General features: G+C 72.6%; 18 protein-coding genes. 4 read left to right on the top strand and 14 right to left on the bottom strand.

Annotated elements, in window-relative coordinates; translation table 11 throughout:
• Positions 1-32: 32 nt before the first annotated feature.
• The 5 genes from FB457_RS05625 to FB457_RS05605 form a co-directional block, all read right to left on the bottom strand.
• A complete protein-coding gene (locus FB457_RS05625; protein WP_047014603.1) occupies positions 33-734 on the bottom strand; it encodes an ABC transporter ATP-binding protein in 702 nt (233 codons plus the stop codon).
• Positions 724-1737: an oligopeptide/dipeptide ABC transporter ATP-binding protein gene (locus tag FB457_RS05620; protein ID WP_145781283.1), complete on the bottom strand. Its 1014-nt coding sequence runs from the start codon at positions 1735-1737 to the stop codon at positions 724-726. Before FB457_RS05620 ends, FB457_RS05625 begins: the two co-directional genes overlap by 11 nt.
• Before the next feature lie 110 nt (positions 1738-1847).
• A complete protein-coding gene (locus FB457_RS05615) occupies positions 1848-2786 on the bottom strand; it encodes an ABC transporter permease (protein ID WP_047014604.1) in 939 nt (312 codons plus the stop codon).
• Positions 2779-3744: an ABC transporter permease subunit gene (locus FB457_RS05610; protein ID WP_145781285.1), complete on the bottom strand. Its 966-nt coding sequence runs from the start codon at positions 3742-3744 to the stop codon at positions 2779-2781. The genes FB457_RS05615 and FB457_RS05610 overlap by 8 nt, the downstream gene beginning before the upstream one ends.
• A gap of 20 nt (positions 3745-3764) precedes the next feature.
• A complete protein-coding gene (locus FB457_RS05605; RefSeq protein WP_047014605.1) occupies positions 3765-5360 on the bottom strand; it encodes an ABC transporter substrate-binding protein in 1596 nt (531 codons plus the stop codon).
• A 268-nt stretch (positions 5361-5628) separates the two neighbouring features.
• Between FB457_RS05605 and FB457_RS05600 the strand changes: the two genes are divergently transcribed.
• Complete coding sequence (locus tag FB457_RS05600) at positions 5629-6228, top strand: LCP family protein (RefSeq protein WP_486588929.1); 600 nt, start codon at positions 5629-5631, stop codon at positions 6226-6228.
• A 91-nt stretch (positions 6229-6319) separates the two neighbouring features.
• Here the strand turns inward: FB457_RS05600 and FB457_RS05595 are convergent, their stop codons facing one another.
• The 6 genes from FB457_RS05595 to FB457_RS05570 all read right to left on the bottom strand — a co-directional run bounded on the left by FB457_RS05595 (position 6320) and on the right by FB457_RS05570 (position 14614).
• Positions 6320-8311: an N-acetylmuramoyl-L-alanine amidase gene (locus FB457_RS05595; protein WP_047014606.1), complete on the bottom strand. Its 1992-nt coding sequence runs from the start codon at positions 8309-8311 to the stop codon at positions 6320-6322.
• A 238-nt stretch (positions 8312-8549) separates the two neighbouring features.
• Positions 8550-9569, bottom strand: coding sequence for an ABC transporter permease (locus FB457_RS05590; protein WP_047014607.1), 1020 nt, complete (start codon positions 9567-9569; stop codon positions 8550-8552).
• Positions 9566-10531: an ABC transporter permease subunit gene (locus FB457_RS05585; protein WP_145781030.1), complete on the bottom strand. Its 966-nt coding sequence runs from the start codon at positions 10529-10531 to the stop codon at positions 9566-9568. The genes FB457_RS05590 and FB457_RS05585 overlap by 4 nt, the downstream gene beginning before the upstream one ends.
• On the bottom strand, positions 10524-12248 hold the full coding sequence (locus FB457_RS05580; RefSeq protein WP_145781028.1) for an ATP-binding cassette domain-containing protein: 1725 nt from the start codon (positions 12246-12248) through the stop codon (positions 10524-10526). Before FB457_RS05580 ends, FB457_RS05585 begins: the two co-directional genes overlap by 8 nt.
• A gap of 5 nt (positions 12249-12253) precedes the next feature.
• Positions 12254-13342 carry a substrate-binding domain-containing protein gene (locus FB457_RS05575; RefSeq protein ID WP_145781026.1) on the bottom strand — a complete coding sequence of 363 codons (1089 nt, stop codon included), beginning with the start codon at positions 13340-13342 and terminating at the stop codon, positions 12254-12256.
• A gap of 240 nt (positions 13343-13582) precedes the next feature.
• Complete coding sequence (locus FB457_RS05570) at positions 13583-14614, bottom strand: LacI family DNA-binding transcriptional regulator (RefSeq protein WP_047014611.1); 1032 nt, start codon at positions 14612-14614, stop codon at positions 13583-13585.
• 222 nt (positions 14615-14836) lie between these two features.
• Between FB457_RS05570 and FB457_RS05565 the strand changes: the two genes are divergently transcribed.
• Complete coding sequence (locus tag FB457_RS05565; RefSeq protein WP_486588953.1) at positions 14837-17428, top strand: PA14 domain-containing protein; 2592 nt, start codon at positions 14837-14839, stop codon at positions 17426-17428.
• Positions 17429-17577: 149 nt separating this feature from the next.
• Positions 17578-20007 carry an RICIN domain-containing protein gene (locus FB457_RS05560; protein WP_145781024.1) on the top strand — a complete coding sequence of 810 codons (2430 nt, stop codon included), beginning with the start codon at positions 17578-17580 and terminating at the stop codon, positions 20005-20007.
• A gap of 259 nt (positions 20008-20266) precedes the next feature.
• On the opposite strand, the gene FB457_RS05555 is transcribed toward FB457_RS05560, so the two are convergent.
• From FB457_RS05555 to FB457_RS05545, 3 genes are all read right to left on the bottom strand, one after another.
• Positions 20267-21010, bottom strand: coding sequence for a hypothetical protein (locus FB457_RS05555; protein WP_145781022.1), 744 nt, complete (start codon positions 21008-21010; stop codon positions 20267-20269).
• A 148-nt stretch (positions 21011-21158) separates the two neighbouring features.
• Positions 21159-21752, bottom strand: a complete 594-nt coding sequence (locus tag FB457_RS05550) for a hypothetical protein (protein ID WP_145781020.1) — start codon at positions 21750-21752, stop codon at positions 21159-21161.
• A gap of 100 nt (positions 21753-21852) precedes the next feature.
• Positions 21853-22203, bottom strand: coding sequence for a zinc-ribbon domain-containing protein (locus tag FB457_RS05545; protein WP_047014614.1), 351 nt, complete (start codon positions 22201-22203; stop codon positions 21853-21855).
• A gap of 767 nt (positions 22204-22970) precedes the next feature.
• Between FB457_RS05545 and FB457_RS35880 the strand changes: the two genes are divergently transcribed.
• Positions 22971-23102, top strand: a complete 132-nt coding sequence (locus tag FB457_RS35880; protein WP_486588928.1) for a hypothetical protein — start codon at positions 22971-22973, stop codon at positions 23100-23102.
• Positions 23103-23177 lie beyond the last annotated feature (75 nt).

The following is a 23177-nucleotide window of genomic DNA, read 5'->3' as shown; positions in this document are numbered from 1 at the left end:
CCTTCACGCACCGTCCGTCCCTGCGAAAGCAATCAGCCACTCGGCGTGGGCTTCGCCCCCGGGGCCAGTTCCTCCCAGGCGACGGTGCGGTCGCACCAGCGCTCCAGTAGCGTCCGGTCGTGCCCCACGGCCAGCAGCGCGGCGCCCGAGGTGCGGCGGTAGTCCTCGACAGCCGCGACGAGGGCCGCGGTGGTGGAGGCGTCGAGCATCGCCGTCATCTCGTCGCACACCAGGATCCGGGGGCGCAGCGCCAGCGCGCGGGCGAGGCAGGCGCGTTGGAGCTGGCCGTCACTGACCTCGTGCGGCCGGCGGGCGAGCAGGTCGGAGGTGAGACCGACGAGTGCGGCCAGTTCCTCTGTACGGCCCTGAGCCTCCGCGCGGCGGCCGGTGGCGCGCAGCGGCTCGCCGATCAGGGCGGCCAGCGTCAGCCGGGGGTCGGCGGCGAGGCGGGGCTGCTGGAAGACGACGCCGAAGGCGGTGCGCTGCGCGCGGGGGGCGCGGTGGCGCCAGCCGCGTACGGGCACGCCGTCGAGCAGCACCTCGCCTGCCTCCGGGCGGTGCAGCAGCGCGGCGACGCGGGCGAGGGTGGACTTGCCGCAGCCGCTGGGGCCGAGGAGCCCGGCGGCCTCGCCGAGGGCGAGGGTGAAGGAGACGTCGCGGACGACGGGGGCGCGGCGGTCGTATCCGGCGGTGACGGCGCGGAGTTGCAGCGGGGGCGGGGCTTCAGCGGGCATCGGCGGCCTCCGGCTGCGGTGATCCCGGCGCTCCTGCCGGCCGCGCCGGCACCTGCGTCGGCCCGGCGCTCGCGGGCTTGTCCGGCGGCACTGCCGCCGCGGCCAGCGGGTGGTGGCAGGCCACGCCCGCCGTCAGGGCGGGCACCGTCGCGCAGGCGGCCGTCGCGTACGCGCACCGCGGCGCGAACGCGCAGCCCGGCGGCAGCGCGCCCAGCTCCGGCGGCAGCCCGGGGATCGGGGTGAAGGCGCGTTCCGGGAGGGCGTCGAGGAGGCCGCGGGCGTACGGGTGCCGGGGCCCGGGGGCGCCGAAGAAGGCGGCGGCGCCGGCGAGTTCGACGATCCGCCCGGCGTACATCACCGCCACCCGGTCGGCGATCCGCTCCGCGGCGGCCAAGTCGTGGGTGATCATCAGGAGCCCGTGCCCGTCGTCGACCTGGCGGCGCAGCTCGTCGACGGTGCGCTCGACGAGGTCGCGGTCGAGCCCGGTGGTCGGCTCGTCGGCGAGGAGCAGCGGCGGGCCGCCGACGAGGGCGAGGGCGGTGGCGGCGCGCTGGGCGAGGCCGCCGGAGAGTTCGTGCGGGTAGCGGTCGAGGTGGTCGGCGGGGAACGCGGCCCGCTCCGCGGCCTCTTCCGCGGCCGCGCGCAGCCCGGCCTTGCGGGTGTCCGTCAGCTCCCTGACGACCTCCTGGAGCTGGGAGCGCACGGTCCTGACGGGCGTGAGGTGCGCGGCCGGGGATTGCGGGATGAGCCCGACGCGGCGGCCCCGTACCCGGCGGGCCAGCTCCGCCTCCCCGGCGCCCAGCAGCTCCAGTCCGCCGAGGTGCGCGGTGCCCGCGGTCTCGGCGTTCCCCGGCAGCAGCCCGAGGAGCGCCGAGGCGAGGACGGACTTGCCGCAGCCGCTCTCGCCGACGAGGGCGACGCACTCGCCGCGGGCGAGGGCGAGGGAGACGTCGGTGACGGCCGCGACGTACCGGCCGCGAGGCATCCGGAAGCGCACCGACATCCGGTCGAGGGCCAGCAGCGGCGCGGCGGCGCGGCCCTCGTGGTCGCCGTGGTTGTCGTGGTCATCGCGGTTGTCGTGGTTGGCGTGAAGCCGGTGATCCGTGCGGTCCGTCACAGCGTCAGCTCCGATCGGCGGCGCGGGTTCAGCCGCTCCCGCCACGCGCCGGCCAGGCCGGCGACGGCGAGGGTCGGGATGATGATGAACAGGCCGGGGAAGAGGGTGGGCCACCAGTCCCCCGCCAGCAGCGACCCGCGCGCCCCCTGGACCATCGCGCCCAGGCTCGCCTGGTGCGGCGGCAGCCCGAGGCCGAGGAACGACAGCGCCGACTCGTGCCAGATGGCGTGCGGCACCATCAGCACCGCCGCGAGCCCCGCCTGCGGCAGCACCCCGGGCACGAGGTGGCGGATCGCGACCCGGGTGCGCGAGGCGCCGCCGGAGACGGCCGCGTCCACGAACGGCCGGCCGCGCAGCGACAGCACCTCGGCGCGCACGATGCGGCAGGTCGACACCCAGTGCGTCAGCCCCACGGAGGCGACGACCGGCCACACCCCGGGCTGGAAGAGCGCGACGATGAAGATGCCGAGCAGCAGGTGCGGTACGGAGGCGAAGACGTCCACGAGCCGCATCACGGCCCGGTCGACGTGCCCGCCGAGCGCGCCGGCCAGCGCCCCGATCGCGGTGCCGACGACGGTGGCGACGAGCGCGGCGACCACGCCGACGAGCAGCGAGACGCGCAGCCCGTAGACGCAGCGCAGCAGCACGTCGCGGCCGACGTCGTCGGTGCCGAAGAGGTGGGAGAGGGACGGGGCGGCGAGCTTGTTGCCGATGTCGACGGCCTGCTGGTCGAGCTGGACCAGCGGCGGTACGACGAGCACCGCCAGCACGGCGAGCGCGACGACCGCCGCGGAGGTGCGGACGCGGAGCGCGCGCACCGACTTGCGGCCGGTGCCGCGGGTGCGCCAGCGGGTCGTGTCCGGCCGCCCGGCGGCGGACATGCCCGGCTTCCGTACCGCCCGCGGTGCCTCCGGTGCCTCTGGTGCCTCAGCCATCGAAGCCCACTCTCGGGTCGGCGAGTCCGTACAGCAGGTCGGACAGCAGGTTGCCGAGGAGCACCGCCGCCGTCGCCAGCACGGTCAGCGCGGCGAGCAGCGGGAAGTCGACGGACGTGGCGGCCTCAACGGTGGCCGCGGCGATGCCCGGCCAGCTGAAGACGGTCTCGATGAGCAGCGCACCGGTGATCAGCTCCGGCACCCGGGTTCCGATCAGGGTGAGCACGGGCAGCAGCCCGGAGCGCAGCGCGTGCCCCAGCAGTACGGTGCGCTCGGCGAGCCCGCGGGAGCGGGCGCCGCGCACGGGGTCCTCGTCCAGCGCGTCGCCGACGCCCTGGCGGACGTAGAGGACGAACCACGGCATCTGCGAGACCGCGAGCACCGACGCGGGCAGCAGCACGTGCTCGGCGACCTGCCCGAAGGTGACGACGTCCGTGCCGGTGTCGGTGAGTCCGCCGGCCGGCAGCGCGTCGAGCCGGAGCGCGAAGAGCCAGACGGCGAGCAGCCCGAGCCAGAACGGCGGCGCCGCCTCCAGCGCGTACGCGACGGAGGTGACCGCCCGGTCGAGCAGCCCGCCGCGGCGGCGGGCGGCGAGCACGCCGAGGAGCGTGCCGGCGACGATGGCGACGGCGAACGCGACCGCGCAGAGCAGCACCGTCCAGCCGATGCGCTCGCCGATGACGTCGGCGACCGGCTGGCGCATGCTGGTCGACTGGCCGAGGTCGCCGGTGACGACGGCGGTCAGCCAGTCCCACCAGCGGGTGACGAACGGGTCGTCGGCGCCGAGGCTGTCGCGGAGCTGGTCCAGCGCCTCCCCGGAGGCGCTGAACCCGGCGGTGCCCGCGTACGCCTTCACCGGGTCGAACGGCGAGGCGGCGGCGATGGCGAACACCCCGAAGGTGACGGCCAGCAGGACGGGGACGGCGTACAGCAGCCGCCGCCCGGCCATCCGCGCCATCGGGGCCAGCGGCAGCCCGGTCACGACGCGGGCTGCCAGCTCTCGACGTTCCACCAGGGACCGCTGCCGAAGCCGTGCTCGTGCGGCTCGACCTGGGTGGTCAGGCCGCGCCAGGTGTCGGCGACGACGTAGATGTGGTCGATGTGGGTGAGGAAGACGTAGCCCGGGTTCTCGGTGAGTTCCTGCTGCACCTTGTCGTACGCCCGCTTGCGCTCGGCCTTGTCGGGGCTCTCCCGGCCCTCGACGAGGGCGGTGTCGACGTCCTGGTTCTCGTACGAGGCCATGTTGTTGAAGCCCTGGCCGGCCAGCTCGGAGTAGAGCATCGGGTAGAGGTCGAAGTCGGGGTCGGCGGGGCTGCCGCCGCCGGCGAGCACGGCGTCCTCGCCCATCCGCGGCTCGATGACCTCCCACGTGCCGCTCTCCACCCTGGCCTCGATGCCGACCTTCTTGGCGTCGCCGGCGAAGGCGAGGGCGTGCTCCTGCCGGACCTTGTCGCCGGAGGGGTAGTAGAGGGTGAACGAGGCGCGCTGCCCGTCCTTCTCGCGGATGCCGCCGTCCTCGGCGCGCCAGCCGGCGTCGTCGAGGATCTTCCCGGCCAGCCCGGTGTCGTAGGGGCGCTCGGTGCCCTTGGCGAACCACTCGCTGCCGGTGGGCACGGGACCGTAGGCGGCCTTGCCCCGGCCCTCCAGCAGCTTGTCGACCATCGCGCCGCGGTCGACGGCCACGTCGAGGGCGCGGCGGACGGCGATGTCACCCGTGACGGGGTTGTCCGTGGGCAGGGTGACGGCGCGGTGGTCGGCGGTGGTGGCGGCCAGGGTCTGCTTGTCGTCGTCCTCGGCGAAGGTCTTGGCGAGGTTCGGCGGCAGGATGGCGCCGTCGAGGTCGCCGGAGCGCAGCCGGGTGGCGCGGATGTCGTCGTCGGCGATGATCGCCATGGTCAGTTTCTTCACCTTCGGCCTGCCGCCCCAGTAGCCGGGGTTGGCGGAGAAGGTGAGCTTCTCGCCCTTGCGCCAGTCGTCCAGGACGTACGGGCCTGTGCCGATGGGCTCGGTGTTGAACGCGCCGGTGTTGACGTCGCCCTTGCCGGCGACGTGCTCGGGCGCGATGGGCAGCACGGTGCGCTCGGCGAAGGGCGCGTAGGGGTACTTCAGGGTGAAGACGACGGTGCCGTCCCCCTTGGCCTCGACGCTCTCGACGGCTTCCAGGTCACCTTTGGAGGCGTTGTTGGTGCCGGGGTCGAGGATCGTCTCGTAGGTGAAGACGACGTCGGCGGCGGTGAAGGGCTCGCCGTCGCTGAACGTCACGTCGTCGCGCAGCTCGTACGTGTACGTGGTGCCGCCGTCGGTGATTTCCGGCAGCGCGCGGGCGAGGGCGGGCTTCAGCTCCATGTCGCCGTCGCGGGCGAGGAGGCCGTCGAAGATCTTGGAGTTGCCGTCCTTGCCGTAGCCGAGGAGCGGGCTGAGGGTGTCGGGCTCGTTGGCGACGCCGATGACGGCGGTGGCGCCGTCCCCGCCGGAGCCGTCGTCGGCGTCCGGGTTCGAGCAGGCGGCAGCCCCCGCGAGCACCGCCGCTGCCGCCGTGACCGAGACCGCTGCGCGTATGCCGCGGACTGACATGCCCACTCCCCTGTTGAAGGTCCACTGTTATTGCGAACAGTTCGCAATTAGAACCCATGATCGGTGCATGGCGCAATGAGGAGTCCACTCCGCGGGCACCCTGCGTGCGCATGGTCCGCCGAGGTCAGCGTCCGGATAGCGGAAGGAGCGGCCCCGCTCCTTGCGTCGACCGGGTGGCCCCGGGCGGGACACGGCAGCCTTTACGGATATCCCGGGGCATTCCGCCCCGTAGCATCCGGTGTCCCGTACCCCACCGGGAAGGACCGCCATGGCCCAGCAGGCGCGCTTCAAGGGTTTCGTCCAGGCGGTCGACGCACTGGGCGGCGCACCGGTGTGCACGAAGGAGCCGATGCGCGACAAGAACTCGGGCATCGACCTCGACCCCGGGAGGCACCACCTCGACGGCGCCGGGGCACTGCGGTACGTCCGCACCCGGCACAGCGGGCACGGCGACATCGACCGCGTACGCCGCCAGCAGCGGCTGGTCGCCGGCATCGCCGGACGGCATCTGGCAGCGGGCACCCTGGCGGATCCGCCGCGGCTGGACGCGCTCGCCGGCGAGGTCGCCCGCGGGCTGCGCCCGGGCCCGCGCACGAGCGTCGCCGACATGCTGGCGCTGGGCTGGCAGGCGCCGCATCTGCGGCTGCGGAACGTGGAGTTCGCGAACCGTGCCACTGGAGAGCATCAGCCACCCGTCGGGCCAGTGGGGCTCGGCCGTGAAGTGGAACGAGGAGCGGGCCCGCGCCATGTTCCGGCGGCCGGCCGCCGACCGCACGCTGGCGCCGGGCGGCGAGCGGGGCCCGCGCGGTGCTTCGACTGGACGGGCCGGGCCGCCCCCGGCGACCGCATGGACTGGGACTCCGGCTGACGCGGGGCACGCGGGGCGCCGCGGGCCACGGGGCGCGCACGCGAGCGGCGCCGCCGGGCATGGGACCGGCGGCGCCGCGGTGCGCGACGGGTCAGAGGACCCGGCGCACGGTCACGTCATCGGCGTTGACGAAGCCGATGCGGTGCCCGATCTGGATGATGTGGTACTTCATCTTGCCGCGGACCACCGTGCGGTCCCCGGGTGCGGAGCCGTCGAAGGTCACGGCGCGGTAGTACTCGCCGGGGACGGTGCCGCCGTAGGAGTACGCCTGGCCGGCCTTGAACTCGTACGGGTGCGCCGAGATCGGCTGGTACGGGATCTCCGGCGGGTACGCGGCCTGTTCCGGGTACGCCCGGCCGTAGACCGGCACCGACTCCTTGCCCGGCTTGGGCGTGACGATCTTCCCTGCGGTGTAGTCGGCGACCCGCGCGCCCGCGGGGTTGTGGAACCAGCCCTTGAGGCCGTGGTACCAGATCGCCACCCAGTCGCCCTTGCGCTCGGCCACCGCGTACGTCTGTCCGGCCGAGGCCCGGCTGCCGATGTCCGAGACGTGCATGTCGGACGCCCGGCCGTCGGGATGCAGACCGATGTCCGCCAGCAGCGGGGAGTCCGCGTCGGGCTGCGAGTGCAGGATCACCGACGACGACGGCGCGAGCGGGCACGGCTCCTTCGGGTCGGAGCCCGACTCGTAGCTGCAGCCGGTGAACTGCGGCTTGTTCTCCGCGAAGTCCGGCTTGATCATCACCATCGACTTCGAGAACCCGCCCGGGCTGCGCAGCGGGGCTTCCAGCAGCTCGAAGTACCGCTCCCAGTCCCAGTACGGGCCCGGGTCCCAGTGCATGCCGCGGATGTTCGCCGTGGTGGTGCCGGGCACGTTGTCGTGGCCGATGATGTGCGTGCGGTCCAGCGGGATGTCGTACGTGGCCGCCAGGTAGCGCACCAGCGTCGCCGAACTGCGCATCATCGCCTCGGTGTACCAGGTGCCCTGGTCCTTGGCGAAGCCCTCGTGCTCCAGGCCGATGGACTTGGCGTTGATGTTCCAGTTGCCCGCCTGCCAGGCGACGTCCTTGTGCTTGATGTGCTGGGCGATGTGGCCGTCGGAGCTGCGCAGTGTGTACTGCCAGCTCGCCGCGCGGTTGGGGTCCTGGACCATGTTGATGACGCCGGGATAGCGGCCCTCGGTGTCGTGGATGACGATGTACTCGATCTTCTGGTCGCGCGGCCGGTCGGCCTTGTCGTGGTTGACGTACGCCTGGATGTCGTCCGGGTTGGTCTGGCGGTACGTCGCCGGGATCCACTCGCAGCCGAGCCGGTCCGGGCACTCCACTTCCTCGTCCGTCAGCCGCGGCAGGCCGAGTTCGCCGAGCCAACGCTGCCGCGGCGCCACGGACGGGTCGGCGGCCAGCCGGACGGCGTGGCCGTCGTCGGTGGTGCGGGCGGCGCCGTCGCGGATGGTCGCGTAGACCTCGTCGGCGAACGCCGCCGCGTCCTGCTCGTACGCGGCGCCCGCGTACTTCGCCACCGCGCCGTACCAGTCGGCCGGGTCGGCCGAGGCCGGCGCGCCCAGGTCCTCCTGGTACGCGGCCAGCAGCGCGGCGCCGCCGGCGATGTTCTCCGCGGGCTTCGCGCGCAGCGTCGCCGCGTCGGTGCCGGTCAGCTCGGCGGCCGCGTACAGCGTGGTGAGCGCGGGGCCGAACGTCTCGTCGCCGACGGGCCGTTCCGTGTCGCCCCGGGGATCCTCGGCGGTGCCGCCGTGGTGGTCCTCGGCGAGCACGGTGGGGGCGTCGGTCAGGTGCATGGGGCCGTAGCCGGCGTCGGTGCTCGGCTCGCCGGCGTGGGTGTCCCAGCGGGACTCCAGGTACGACACGCCGAGCAGCACGCTCTCCGGCACGCCGTACTCGTCGGCCGCCGCGGCGTACGCCGCCTGCCGGGTCGCGGGCGCCGCCGCGTCCTCGCCGCCGCCGGCGGCGGCCGGGAGGGACGCCGAGGTCAGCGGCAGCAGCAGGCCGGCGGCGACGGCGGCCGTCGCCCAGGGTCGTCTTCGCAGGTTCACACGGAGGCGGGTGGCTGGAGTGGGAGGCAACGGGACTCCTCAGGGGGTCGGGACGCGGACGTGCGCGTGCGGTGCGTACCAGGGGTACCGACTCGGTCACGTACCCGTCAATCCCTTCCAGGGGCACGAAAGTTGCACGTCAGCCCGGCTGCCGCCCATCTGCACGGCGGCACTGGTCCAGACCGGTGCCGACGGCCGACCGCGGCTCGGGCCGCGGCCGGCCGCCGTTCGGCCGCCGGGCCAACCCGCCCGGTCGCCCTGCGGCCGGTCAGGGGGCCCGGCGGCGCCGGGCGAGCCAGGTCTGCGCGATGACGACGACCACCAGGAAGCCGCCGCTGACGACCTGCTGGTAGGCGGAGTCGAGCGAGCCGATCTGGTTGATGACGTTCTGGATCACCTTCAGCAGCAGCACGCCGACGAGCGAGCCGCCGACGAAGCCCATGCCGCCGGAGAGCAGCGTGCCGCCGATGACGACCGCGGCGATCGCCTCCAGCTCCATGCCGTAGCCGAGGATGGTCACGCCGGAGTCGAGCCAGGCGGCGTTGAGCGCGCCGGCGAAGCCGGCGAGCAGCCCGTTGAGGGTGTAGACCAGCGTCTTGGTACGGGCGACGGGCGCGCCCATCAGCGCGGCGGCGTCCTCGTTGCCGCCGACGGCGTAGACGTGCTGGCCGAAGCGGGTGCGGCGGAGCAGGATGCCGCCGGCGACGAAGAGCGCCGCGGTGATCCACACCGGGACGCCGATGCCGAGCAGCTTGCCCTGGCCGAGGTCGGCGAAGAACGAGCCGTCGGCGACGAGGTAGGTGTCGGCGCCCTCGTCGGTGAGGGACAGCATCACGCCGCGGGCGCCGAGCATGGCGGCGAGCGTGACGATGAACGGCGCGAGCCGGAGCCGGGCGATGAGCAACCCGTTGACCAGGCCGAAGAGTCCGCAGACGGCGAGCGGCAGCAGCAGTGCCACCAGGGTGCCGTGGCGCGAGCCCCAGGCGGCGAGCACGCCGCCGAGCACGAAGACCGACCCGACGGACAGGTCGATGCCGCCGGTGATGATGACGAAGGTCATCCCGAGGGCGACGATGGCGAGGAAGGCGGAGGAGACCGCCATGTTCTCGATGTTGCCGGTGGTGGCGAAGGAGTCGAAGGAGAGCGAGGCGACGGCGGCGATGGCGATGAGCGCGACCAGCGCGCCGTGCTGCTGCGCGAGGGCGCTCAGCCGCTCGCCGCGCCCGGGGCCCGCGGGCTCCTCCGGGCCGTACGCCACGGCGACGGGTTCGTCTTTCACGACGGTCACCGCTTCCCCCTCTCCCTGGCGGCGTAGACGGCGAGGATGATCACCACGGCCTGGGCGATCTGCGTCCACGACGGCTCCAGGTCGTGCTTGATCAGGGTGGCCGTCAGCAACTGGATGAGCACCGCGCCGGCCACCGTGCCGCCGATGCGGACCCGGCCGCCGGTGAGCGGGGTGCCGCCGACGACGACGGCGGTGATGGCCGACAGCTCCATCAGGTTGCCGAGCGATGTGGGGTCGCTGGCGGACAGCCGGGCGGTGGCCAGGAAGCCGGCGACGGCGGCGAGCACGCCGCAGACGACGTACACCACGATCAGCACCTGGCGCACCGGCAGCCCGGCGAGCCTGGCGGCGGGGCGGCTGTCGCCGATGGCGAGCAACTGGCGGCCGAAGGTGGTGCGGCGGACGACGAAGGCGACGACGAGCGCGAGCGCCACGGCGATGAGCACCACGTACGGCACGCCGGCGAACTCGCCGGAGCCGAGGGTCGCCATGCCCGGGTCGCGGATGTCCTCCAACTGCGGCAGCAGCACCAGCGCGAGGCCCCGGGCGCCGACCATGAGGGCGAGCGTGGCGACGATGGGCTGCACTCCGATGAACGCGATCAGCGAACCGTTGGCCAGGCCGACCGCGGCACCGCCGGCGATCGCGACGATCAGCGCGATCCACGGCCCGTACCCCATGTAGAGCGCGACCAGCGAGGTGGACAGGGCCATGACGGAGCCGACGGACAGGTCGACGCCCTCGCTGCCGATGGCCAGCGCCATGCCGAGCGCGACGATGACGACGGGGGCGACCTGGACGGCCTGGGTGCGGAAGTTCTCGGCGGAGAGGAAGTGGGGGGTGAAGGCGATGTTGACGAGCAGCAGGAAGGCGACGCCCGCGTAGACGCCGTACTCCTGGAGCCAGCGCAGCACCCGCTCGCGGTCGGCGGGCAGCGCGCGGCGCAGCGTGAGGTCAGCCATGGCCGGTCGCCTCCGCACCGGCCCCGCGGAGCGCCGGGTCCGGGTCCCCGCCCGGCTCGGCGGCGGCCGCGATGGCCTCCATGAGTCTGTCCTCGGTGACGTCGTCGCCGGTCAGCTCGCCGACGACGGCGCCGTCCCTCAGCACCACCACGCGGTCGGACCCCTCGATCAGCTCCTCCACGTCGGAGGAGATCAGCAGGACGCCGAGGCCGTCCTCGGCGAGTTCGTCGACGAGCTTCTGCACCTCGGCCTTGGCGCCGACGTCGATGCCGCGCGTCGGCTCGTCCAGCAGCAGCACCTTGGGCTGCATGGCGAGCCACCGGGCCAGCAGCACCTTCTGCTGGTTGCCGCCGGAGAGTTCGCCGACCTTCTGGTGCGGGCTCGCCGCCTTGATGCGCAGCCTGCTGACGAACGTCTCCACGACGGCGTCGATCCGGGCCTCGGATACCAGCCCGTAGCGCGACATGCGCGGCAGCGCGGCGAGCGCGATGTTCTCGCGGACCGAGAGCCCCGGCACGATGCCCTCGGACTTGCGGTCCTCCGGCAGCAGGCTGATGCCGGCGCGGATCGCGGCGGGCGTGGAGCCGGTGCGTACGGGCGCGCCCGCGACGGTGACGCGGCCGGCGCCGAGCGGGAGGGCACCGGCGATGGCCTTGGCGGTCTCGGTACGTCCCGAGCCCAGGAGTCCGCCGAGGCCGACGACCTCGCCGGGGCGGACGGAGAGCGAGACGTCGTGCAGCTCGTGCCGACGGGTCAGGCCCTCGGCGCGCAGCACCGGCTCGGCACCGGTGCCGTGGTCCCCGGTGAACTTGGTGAGTCCCTCCGCGCGCACCTCGCCCATCTCCCGGCCGAGCATGAGGGAGACCAGCCGGAGCCGGTCGAGCGCGGCGAGCGGTCCGGTGTGCACGACGCGGCCGTCGCGGAGCACGGTGACGGCGTCGCAGACGGCGTAGAGCTCGTCGAGGCGGTGGCTGACGTAGACGACGGCGACGCCGTCGGCGCGCAGCCGGCCGATGACGCCGAAGAGGGTCTCGACCTCGCGGGGTTCGAGGGAGGAGGTGGGCTCGTCCATGACGACGACGTCGGTGCGGCCGGCCGCGGAGACGGCGCGGGCGAGGGCGACCATCTGCTGGGCGCCGACGCCGAGTTCGGCCAGCGGTCGGCGGACGTCGACGCGGACGCCGTAGTCGAGGAGCATGCGCTCGGACTCGCGGTGCATGCGGGCGAAGTCGATGAGGCCGCCGCGGCGGCGCGGCTCGCGGCCGAGGAGGAGGTTGCGGGCCACGCTCATCAGCGGGATGAGGTTGACCTCTTGGTAGATGGTCGAGATCCCGGCCTGCTGGGCGGCGAGCGGGGTGGCGAAGGACGCCCGCTCGCCGCGGTAGGTCAGCTCGCCCTCGTCGGGGTGGTAGACGCCGGTGAGGACCTTGATGAGGGTGGACTTCCCGGCGCCGTTCTCGCCGACGAGGGCGTGCACCTCGCCGGCGCGGGCGGTGAAGTCGACGCCGTCGAGGGCGAGGACGCCGGGGAAGCGCTTGGTCAGGCCGCGTACGGCCAGGACGGCGGGACGCTCCGCCGTGTCGTCGCCGCGGTCACGGGCGGCGCCCTCGGCGTCCGTGACCTCCTGGGGCTCCGCCGGGTGCGGCCCGGCGGACCGGGCGGGCCCGGCGGGCCCGCCCGGTCCGTGCCGCTCGGGCGGCTCGTTCGCTGCGGCCATCGGCGTCAGAACGCCTTGCCGAGGTCGGCCTCGGCGTTGTCGGCGGTGTACTCGCTGTCCTCGATCACGATGTCCTGGCCGACCTCCTCGCCCTTGGTGAAGGCGTCGAGGGTCTCGAACGCCAGCGGGCCGAAGCGCGGGTTGGACTCGATGACGGAGTCGATCCAGCCGTCGACGATGCCCTGGACGGCGTTGCGGGTGCCGTCGATGGTGACGATCTTGACCGCACCGGGCTCCTTGCCCGCGCCCTTGAGCGCGTTGACGGCGCCGAGGCCCATCTCGTCGTTCTCGGCGTAGATCCCGGTGATCTCCGGGTTGGACTGGATGAGCTGCTCGGTGACCTGCTGGCCCTTCTCGCGGGCGAACTCGCCGGTCTGCTCGAAGACGACCTCCAGGTCCGGGGCCTTCTCGGCGATCCGGTCCTTGAAGCCCTTGGTGCGCTCGGTGGTGACGTTGTTGCCGGGGGTGCCGAGCAGGATGGCGATCTCGCCCTTGCCGCCGGTGGCCTCGATCATCTTGTCCGCGGCCCGCTTGCCCTGCTCGGTGAAGTCGGAGCCGATGAAGCTCACGTAGTCCTTGCAGGGCTCGGCGTTGATCTTCCGGTCGATGGTGACGATCGGGATCTTCTTGTTCGCCGCGGACTTCAGCACCGGGTCCCAGCCGTCGGAGTTCAGCGGGGCGATGACCAGCAGGTCGGCGCCCTTGGCGATGAGGTCCTGGACGTCGCTGATCTGCTTGGAGAACTGCGACTGGGCGTTGGCGGTGAGCAGTTCGATGCCGCGCTTGTCGGCCTCGGCCTTGATCGAGGCGGTCTCGGCGATGCGGAACGGGTTGGCTTCCTTCTCGGACTGCGAGAAGCCGACGGTGGCGCCGGAGAGGTCGGTCTCCTCGGCGCCGTAGTCGCCGATCACACAGGTCGGGCCCGAGCCCCCGGAGACCTTCTGCTCGCTGCCCTTGGCCTCCTCGGAGCCGGCGGCGCCGGTGCTCCCCTCGTCGTCGTCCTCGGACTTGGCGCAGCCGGCCGCGAGCGCGAGGCTCGCGCTGAGCGCGACGGCGAGGAGTGTTCTGGCGGCGGTACGGGCGTGCGGCTTCATGGTGATACCCCAATTCGGGCGGTGGAGTACGAGGGCCGGGCCGCTGCGCGGGACCGGAAGAATTCAGGGGATGTTTTACATCGTTGGAAGGGCGCTGTAAACACCTCCCGCAGCACGGATTTGCCCGGCGAAGATCGCCAAGGCGCGTGTGCCGTACGGGACTTGACGCCCCGTCAGCCCGGCGCGGGGCAGGCCGGGGCGCCCGCCCGGGGGCCGGTCCGGGCGGGGTGTTCCACGGGGTCAGCCGCGCGTGCGGCCGCGCGTGCTCTCCCGCTCCACCAGCGAGAACGCGGGGTGCATCTCCTGCGACTCGGGCACGCTGCCGTCGCCGTGGGCGGCGTCGAGACGCTTGACGAGGGACTCCACCGCGAGCCTGGCGATGGCCTGCTTGTCGGGCGCGATGGTGGTCAGCGTGACGGCCCCGTAGCGGCTCTCGGTGATGTCGTCGAATCCGACCACCGCCACGTCCTCCGGCACCCGCAGCCCGCGCTCGGACATCACCCGCATCGCGCCGATGGCGATCAGGTCGTTGTACGCGAAGACCGCGTCCGGCCGCTGCCCGGAGTCCAGCAGCGCCGCCATGGTCACCGCGCCGTCCGCCCGCTCCCAGCCCTCGGTGTACGCCACCAGCGCCTCGTCGACCGGTACGCCGCGGTCCGCCAGCTCCGCCCGCCAGCCGAGAAGTCGCAGGTGGGCCGGCTGGTGGGCGCGGTCCTCGCGGGCGCCGAGGAACGCGATGCGGCGCCGGCCGAGGTCCAGCAGATGGCCGACCGCCTGCCGGGCCGCGGCGATGTTGTCGATCGCGATGTGGTCGTACGGCAGGTCGTAGCGCCGCTCGCCGAGGAGCACCAGCGGGCTCTCCTCGGCCCGGCCGCGAAGGTCCTCGGTGTCCAGCTCCAGCGGGCTGAGGATCAGCCCGTCCATCACCCGGGCCCGGAAGCCCTGGGTGACGAGCAGCTCCAGCTCGCGCCGGCCCTGGGTGTGGTCGAGCAGGACGGTGAAGTCGTGCCGGGCGGCCTCGTCGATGACGTGTCCCGCCAGCTCGGCGAAGTAGGGGTTGCCCAGCTCGGGCACGGCGAGCGCGATGATACCCGTACGACCTTTGCGCAGGTGGCGGGCGGTGAGGTTGGGGCGGTAACCCAGCTCGTCGATCGCCTGCTGCACCCGCGCCCGCATCGCCGGCGTGACGTGCGGATAGTTGTTGACCACGTTCGAGACGGTCTTCACCGACACGCCCGCCCGCTCGGCCACATCCTTCAGGCTGACTCTCAACGCGTTCCTCCTACGCCGTTTGGTCATGCACTGGACACAACGCAGGAGGCGTGCTGTCATGCCAACTGCCCTTGTTTCCAACGTTATACAAGACGCCCGGGGGCAAAGGGCAGCCCCAGCACCCGCATTCTCCGACTTCCGGAGGTACCCGTGCACCCCTCGCTCAGACGCGTACGGCGGCGACTACTCCGCTGGCCGACGCCCATCCTCGCGGCACTCGCCCTGACCCTGGTCCCCGCCGGTCCCGGCTTCTCGGCCACGAGCGCCGACCGCCCGGCCGCCGCCGAGGCCGCCGACTCCCGCGCAGCCGCGGAGGTCCACGGCCTCAAGGGCGAGTACTACACCCACAGCGCCCCCGGCGCGTTCGACTTCGACCAGTTGAAGGCCACCGCCTTCGACCCGTCGCTCGACTTCGACAACCTGGAGCCGCGCCTCGCGGCCCGCGCCGGGCAGGCCGACCACGTCAGCGTCCGCTGGACCGGCGGGATCACCCCCGAGGTCTCCGGCGCGCACACCTTCCACGTCAGCGCGGACAACGGTTTCCGGCTGTGGGTGGACGGCGAGATCGTCATCGACCACTGGATCGACGACTGGGACAAGGAGCAGACCTCGCAGCCCGTGACCCTGGAGGCGGGCCGCACGTACGACATCAAGGTGGAGTACTTCGAGCACTACGGCGGCTCGAACTTCCACCTGCGCTGGACCAAGCCCGGCGTCCAGAAGGAGGCCGTGCCGCAGTCCGCGTTCACGCTCCCCGCGGACTTCGACTACACCGGTCCCACCGACGTCGCCGTGCAGCCCGACGGCCGCACGCTGACCATGGACTTCGCCCAGCCGCTCACCGCTCCCCCGGCGACGTTCGACGAGCATCTGGAGACCGTCATCGGCGGCGCCGACTGGCCGCGGGCCGCGGCCGAGCTGGATCCTGACGACCCCTCGCGGCTGATCGTCCCGCTCGACGAGCCGGTGGTCGGCCAGGGTGGCTCCGCCGATGTGCGCTACGACGGCGAGGGCGGCCTGACCGGCGCCGACGGCTCCGACATCGGCGAGTTCTGGACCTCGGGGGCGAACGACTCCGAGTACCAGTTGCGGACGAAGTGGGCCGACGACGTCGACGAGGACGCCCCGCTCCCGGAGTACCCGCGCCCGCAGCTCACCCGCGAGGACTGGCAGAGCCTCAACGGCACCTGGCAGTTCGCCGGCGCCACGGAGGGCGAGAGCCCGCCGTTCGGCCGCACGCTGGACGAGAAGATCGTCGTGCCCTACCCGGTCGAGTCCGAGCTGTCCGGCGTCCAGCGGCACGAGGAGCGCATGTGGTACAAGCGCACCTTCACCGTGCCGCGTGACTGGGGCGTCGGCCAGCACGGCGAGCGGCTCCAGCTCAACTTCGACGCGGTCGACTGGAAGGCCGACGTCTGGCTCAACGGCAAGCAGGTCGCGTCCCACAAGGGCGGCTACGACCGGTTCAGCGCCGACGTCACCCAGGCCCTGCGCGGCAGCGGCAAGCAGGAGCTGATCGTCGGGGTCTACGACCCGACCGACTCCGCCGACGGCGAGAACCCGCCGATGGGCAAGCAGCGGCTGTCGCCCAGCGGCATCTGGTACACCTCCTCCTCCGGCATCTGGCAGTCCGTGTGGATGGAGCCGGTGCCCACCGACCGCGCCGAGGACCTGAAGATCACCCCCGACGTGGCCGGCGAGCAGGCCGCCGTCCAGGTGCGCGGCGTCCGCGACGGGGTGCCGGTCACCGCCACCGCGTACGACGGCCGCCGCGAGGTCGGCACCGCCACCGGGAAGACCGGCGAGCCGCTGACCGTGCCCGTGCCCGACCCGAAGCTGTGGTCCCCCGACGACCCGCACCTGTACGACCTGAAGGTGACGGTCGGCCGCGGTCCCTCGGCCGACCAGGTGCGCGGCTACTTCGGCATGCGGACCGTGGGCCTCGAGACGATCGACGGGCAGCAGCGGATGACGCTCAACGGCGAGCCGGTCTTCGCCATGGCCACCCTCGACCAGGGCTTCTGGCCCGAGGGCATCCACACCGCACCCACCGACAAGGCGCTCAAGTACGACCTCGAGATGCACAAGGAGATGGGCTTCAACTCCGTGCGCAAGCACATCAAGGTCGAGCCCGACCGGTGGTTCTACCACGCCGACAAGCTGGGCCTGCTGGTGTGGCAGGACATGCCGTCGATGAACACCAAGACGCCCTCGCAGGACTCCCGCACCCAGTTCGAGCACGAGCTGAAGGAGATGATCGAGCAGCACGACAGCCACCCGTCGGTGGTCATGTGGGTGACGTTCAACGAGGGCTGGGGCCAGTACGACCAGGCCCGTATCGCCGACTACGCCAAGGAGCTGGACCCGGCGCGGCTGGTCAACAACATGAGCGGCCACAACTGCTGCGGCGCGGTCGACGGCGGCAACGGCGACATCTCCGACGCGCACGGCTATCCGAGCGCGCAACTGCCCAATCCGGACGGCACACGCGCGCTCGTCAGCGGCGAGTACGGCGGCCTCGGGCTGGCCATCCCGGGCCACGCCTGGCCGGTGCGGCACACCTACGTGGGCGTCGACCGCGAGGCGTACACCGAGGAGTACCTGATCAAGCTGGCCGAAGTCGAGCGGTTCGCCGCCTGCAACGGCAGCAGCGGCGCCGTCTACACCCAGATCACGGATGTGGAGGGCGAGCTGAACGGACTGCTCACCTACGACCGCAAGGTCCTCAAGCCCGATGTGGAACGCATCAGGGCCGCCCATGAGGCGCTGATCGAGGGGGCCGCTGACGGCACCCTCACCTGCGACGCCTCCTGACACACCGCCCGTTCCCCGCACCCCGGCCGCGGCGCCAGCCGCGGCCGGGACAGGGGACGGGCCCCGCGTGCCCCGGCGGTACCACCGGGGCGCCCCCGAACACCAGGCACCAGGCACCCCCTCACCTTCCAGGCACCCAGGGACCCGACATGCCTCCTCCGCTGAACCGCCGCCACTTCCTGCACGCCTCCGCCGCCGGGGCCGGCGCGCTCGCCCTCGGCGCCACCGCCCTCCCGGCCCACGCGTACGGGCCGGCCGCCGGCAGGGCCGCCGGCACCCCGTACGCGGCCGCCGCCTTCGGCAAGCTGCCCCTCGGCAGCGTCACCGCGCGCGGCTGGCTCGCCGGGCAGCTCGGCACCCTCCTCGGCGGGCTCTTCGGCCGCTACGACCGGATCTCCCACTTCCTCGACCACGACGGCTCCGGCTGGGTGCACCCCGACCGCGCCGGCTGGGAGGAGGTCACGTACTGGCTGCGCGGCTACGTCTCGCTCGCCGCGCTCACCGGCGACTCCACCGCGCAGGCCACCGCCCGCCGCTGGATCGACGCCATCCTCGCCACCGGACAGCCCGACGGCTTCTTCGGCCCCACCCGGCTGCGCACCGCACTCAACGGCGGCCCCGACTTCTGGCCGTACCTGCCGCTGCTCCAGGCGCTGCGGAGCCACGAGGAGTTCACCGGCGACGAGCGGATCGTGCCCTTCGTGCTGCCCTTCCTGCGGTACATGAACGCGCAGGGCAAGGGCGCGTTCGACTCCAGCTGGGTGTCCAGGCGGTGGGGCGACGGCATCGACATCGCGTACTGGCTGCACGCCCGCACCGGCGAGGACTTCCTGCTGGAGCTGACGGACAAGATGCACCGGTGGGGCGGGAACTGGGTGGACAACTTCCCCGACCTGCACAACGTCAACGTCGCCCAGGGCTTCCGGGAGCCCGCGCAGTACGCGCTGCGCGCCGGCGACGCCGCTCTCACCCGGGCGACGTACCGCGGCTACGAGCGGATCCTCGCGGAGTACGGGCAGTTCCCCGGCGGCGGCTTCGCCGGCGACGAGAACGCCAGGCCCGGCTTCGGCGACCCCCGGCAGGGCTTCGAGACCTGCGGCATCGTCGAGTTCATGGCCAGCCACGAGCTGCTGACCCGGATCACCGGCGACGCGCTGTGGGCCGACCGCTGCGAGGAGCTGGCGTTCAACCTGCTGCCCGCCGCCACCGACCCGGCTGGCCGCGGCGTCCACTACGCGACGAGCGCCAACTCGATCGACCTGGACGACGTGCGCAAGAACGACGGCCAGTTCCAGAACGGCTTCGCGATGCAGTCGTTCCAGCCGGGCGTCGACCAGTACCGCTGCTGCCCGCACAACTACGGCATGGGCTGGCCGTACTTCACCGAGGAGCTGTGGCTGAGCACGCCGGACGGCGGGCTCGCGGCGGCGATGTACGCGCCGTGCGAGGTGCGCACCCGGGTGCGCGGCACCGAGGTGACGATCACCGAGGAGACCGACTACCCGTTCACCGAGACCGTCACCCTGCGGATCGGCGCCGCCCGCAAGGTGCCCTTCACACTGCGGCTGCGCGTGCCCGGCTGGTGCGACGCACCGGAGGTGACGGTCAACGGGCGGCCGGTGACGGCGGCTCCGGGGCCGGGCTTCGCCCCGGTGAAGCGGACCTGGGCGCGCGGCGACACCGTCGTGCTGCGGCTGCCGCAGCGCACCTCGGTGCGGGTGTGGGACGCCAACGGCGGCGCGGTGAGCGTCGACCGGGGGCCGCTGACGTACGCGCTGCGCATCGGCGAATCGTACGAGCGCATCGGCGGCAGCGACGACTTCCCGCACTTCGCCGTGCACGCCACCACCCCGTGGAACTACGCCCTGGCCCCCGACGCCCCGGCGGCCCTCGCGTTCCACCGCGACGACGGGCCGCTGACCGGCGACCCGTTCACCCACGAGCACACCCCGGTGCGCATCACCGCACCCGCGCGCCGGCTGCCGGAGTGGGTGGCCGACCGGCAGCGCGTCGTCGCGCCGCTGCAGCAGAGCCCGGCCCGCAGTACGGAGACGCCGGAGGCGGTGACGCTGATCCCGATGGGCGCGGCCCGGCTGCGGATCACGGCGTTCCCGACGGCGGACCCGGACGGCACGCCGTGGACCCCGGAGCCCCCGCACCACCGGGTGGAGAACAAGCACAGCGGCAAGGTGCTCGCCGTCGACCGGATGTCGCTGTCGGACGGCGCGCGGGTCCACCAGTTCGACAACTCGGGCACGTCCGACCACTCCTGGCAGTTGCTGGAGCGGGGCGACGGGCTGCTGGTGATCCGCAACGGCCACAGCGGCAAGGTGCTCGCCGTCGACGGCGGATCGACGGCGAACAGCGCGCCCGTCGTGCAGTACGAGGACGACGGCGCCCCTGACCACCTGTGGCGGATCGTGCCCGACGCGGACGGCTGGTTCCGCATCCGCAACGAGCACAGCGGCAAGGTGCTCGGCGTGGACGGCATGTCGGCGTCGAACAGCGCGCAGGTGGTGCAGTACGACGACAACGGCACCGCGGACCACCTGTGGCGACTGGCCGCGGCCCCGGCCTGACCCACGCCGGCTGACGCGCGGGCGGCCACGTCCGTCACCAGGGCCGCGCCGGTGGTGGAGGCTCGCGCGTCGCGTGGCGTGCCGGGCAGCACCCGGACGCCGTCCGGCAGATCGCGTGCGACCTGCTCCGTTTCGCCGGTCAGCCAGACCCCGCCCGTCGCCGTACGGGTCAGGACGGTGCCGTTCAGCGGCCCTTCGGCGAGCGTCCGCGGCGTGCGGGCACGCAGCCCTTGCGCGCCGTCCGCGAGCTGCGCGGCGGTCAGATGTCCGGTCCGCGCCCTCTCCTCGCCGTCTGGTGCCATGAAGACCAGCCCACCGTCCGCGTCCGGCGCCAGTCGGTACGGAGTGCTACCGGTGGCGGCGATGTCGGTCGGTTTCCCGGTGTCCGAGACGGAGACGACGCCCCGCCGCGAGCGGCGTACACCTTGCCGCCGACCGGAACCGCCGAGGTCACCTGCCCGGACACCTCGACCGGCGGGGCAGGGTCTGCCCGCGGCACGTCGACGACCGTCAGCCGGGTGGCGTCATGGTCGCCGCCCGACTGGGCCAGCACCGCCCTGTCGCCCGTCCCGCAGCCGGGGTTGCAGTACGGCAGACTCGCCTGGGCGGGCAGCCGGCGCACCTCGCCCGAGGCAAGGTTCACCACCGAGGTGAAGGCGCCCCGCGACATGAGCAGCGGATCGTTGGTGAAGGTCCGCGGCGCGTAGACGACCACCGCCCATTTCCCCGACCCGGTCACGCAGGCGTTGCCGATCCACCTGTCCGTCTCGAAGCCGGGTTCGGCCGGCGTGGCTGCCGTGCGCCAGGCGCAGCCGTGGCGGACGTCGGCCACCAGGAGGTGGAACCCCGTGGCGTCTCCCGTTGTGGTCCAGGCCCGGTCGGCGGAGGACTTCCAGTCCTCGCCCAGCACCTCGGCGCGGACGCCGGGCCCGACCGCGTCGCCGGGCGCGGGCCCGGGAGACGATTCCCCGGCCGGAGTGGCCGGTTGGAGCTGGTCCCACACGCCCTGCACGGAGGACGGCGGTGGTGCGTGTCCGCCTGAGAGGCCGGAGTCTGCAGCAGACCGGCGCCGAGCACGAGGGCAAGCAACCCGGCAAGCCGGCCGCGGCGGCTGCGTAACCCGCGCCTGGACATCGAAAATCGCCCCATGATCAACTCAGCTGCCAGGAACTGGCACGGTTGTTCCAGTTGTTCACGGTGGGGCAGTCCCCTTCGCCGCTCCCGTTCAGATTGGAGCAGGAGTTGATCCAGGCGGAGCGGCCGCCGTCCACGTTGTTGTTGACCCAGTCCGACAGCCTGATGTCGCACCCGTTGAACGTCTGCACCGAGCTGTATGCATCATTCTCGGACACGCCATCGGGATTGCGCATGACGAACTGCTTGCCGTAGAGGGTCTGTCTGGCCCAGTCGATATCGCCGGTGCTGTCCGTGCAGACTGCGTAATCGGTCGAGGCAACGGCGGTGGTGGGGCCGGAGTCGTTGAAGCCGACCCAGTCATAGACCGTCACCAGGTTGCGGAGCTGCTTGACGGACATGTAGCGAGTCGACTCCTCTGCCGTTGCGAAGCACACCGTTTCCTCGTCGGACTCGCCGAGGACGAGGACACAGTGCTCGCCGTCGGGGTCGGGGGTCGGCGCTGCCGCGGAGGCCGTCCCCGGCAATGCGAGGGTCAGCACGAGGGCCGCGCACGACACGGGGGCCAGTGCAGAAAGTTTCCTCAGGCTTGGCACGAAATCCTCCTTCATGAGAACAGGTCGAATGGTCCGGGATACGAGATCGAGAGCTCGTTGCGAACTACTCAGACGCGCTGAACTTCGAAGAGTTCACTTTGCGGGTCGACTGTTCTCAGGAGCTGTGGGGGTCCCGGCTGTACGGGTGCCGGCCACCGGGCTGCGGCTGCTGCTGAGACGCGGGCTCCTGGGCAAACGGGTTGCCGGTGCCCTGCTGGGGCGCCGGCTGCGGTGCAACCTGCAACTGGAACTGCTCGGACTGCTCCTTGGTTATCTGGCCCGACGCCCCACAGAACGTGCACTGGGTGAAGTACTTCGTCGAGACGGGGAACAGCGGGATGAAGAACAGCGTGAACTTCGTGACCCGCTTGAGCAGGCTGTGTGCCGCCGGGTTCCCGCACATGCCGCACAGGAGGTTGATCACGGCGAGCTGGGCCGCGGTGGTCCGGGTACCAAAGATGATCACTGTTCTGTCCGCTCCCTCGGAAATGATGTCGAACGGGGGGTGATGCCCCTGGCTGACGCCGCCCGCTCATGCGCTCCACCCGGCTTCCCAGCCTCGGGCCCCATGTCCGCGCTGCGTCCGTGCCGAACTCCCGGCGCAACGGATGAACGTAGCTGCGGATGCTCGCGACTGCAGAGTCCGGCTGTCTCCGAGGCCCGCACGAAGGAGAAGGCCCCGGGAGCCTGGACGCGTGGGTTGACGTCGGAGAGGCCGCTGGTCGCACGGACATGACGCTCCCCGTTCCTGGCATGGCGATCTGCAGCGGAACAACCCTCCCACACGCGTCTGGTGAAGAACCTTGACGAAATCTGACAGGAGACCCGGCCGCTGCACCAGGACCTGGCGCACACGGCCGAAGGCCCTGCGCCCCACACACGGGAGACACCTGGCGCGAAGGGCGGTGGCCTTGAAGTGGTCGTCGTCCTCACACCGGCCGTCACAACCTCGGTCGTCGCGGCCGTCAGGAAAGGGCGCCGATCCCGCGGCCCGGTTCGCCGGACACGGACGGTTCGTGATGACCGGTTCCGGCCCGGACGAGACGTCGTACGACAGCGCCGCCGACAGAACCGCGGAGACGCGAACAGTCGGGGACGCAGGCCCAGTCTCTTCACCGAGCACCTGGTCGCCGGGCTGCGCCACGGAGCCGTGGCCACGACGGCTCCGTCACGGTCACCGACGTCTACCACTATGTGCACGCAAGGCTCAGGGCACTTCCTCAGCAGCCGCTGATGAAGACCGACGGGCGGGCCGGTCAGGTGTGGCTGGCTCGCAGGCCGCTGCGGCGGGAGCCCGGCTCGGCCGGGACGGACGGCACCCCTCGGCCCGTCGACGTCATCGGCCTGCCCGCAGAGGAGCAGTGAGTCGCCGTCCGCACCCCGCAGGGAGTGCTGCGGCCACGCGACAGGGCGCGCTAGCCGGACGGGGTGTGGGCTCCG

It is taken from the genome of Streptomyces sp. CNZ287, assembly GCF_007827615.1.
Note: the sequence above shows the minus strand (reverse complement) of the source record. Positions and strands in the feature narration are given on the sequence as shown.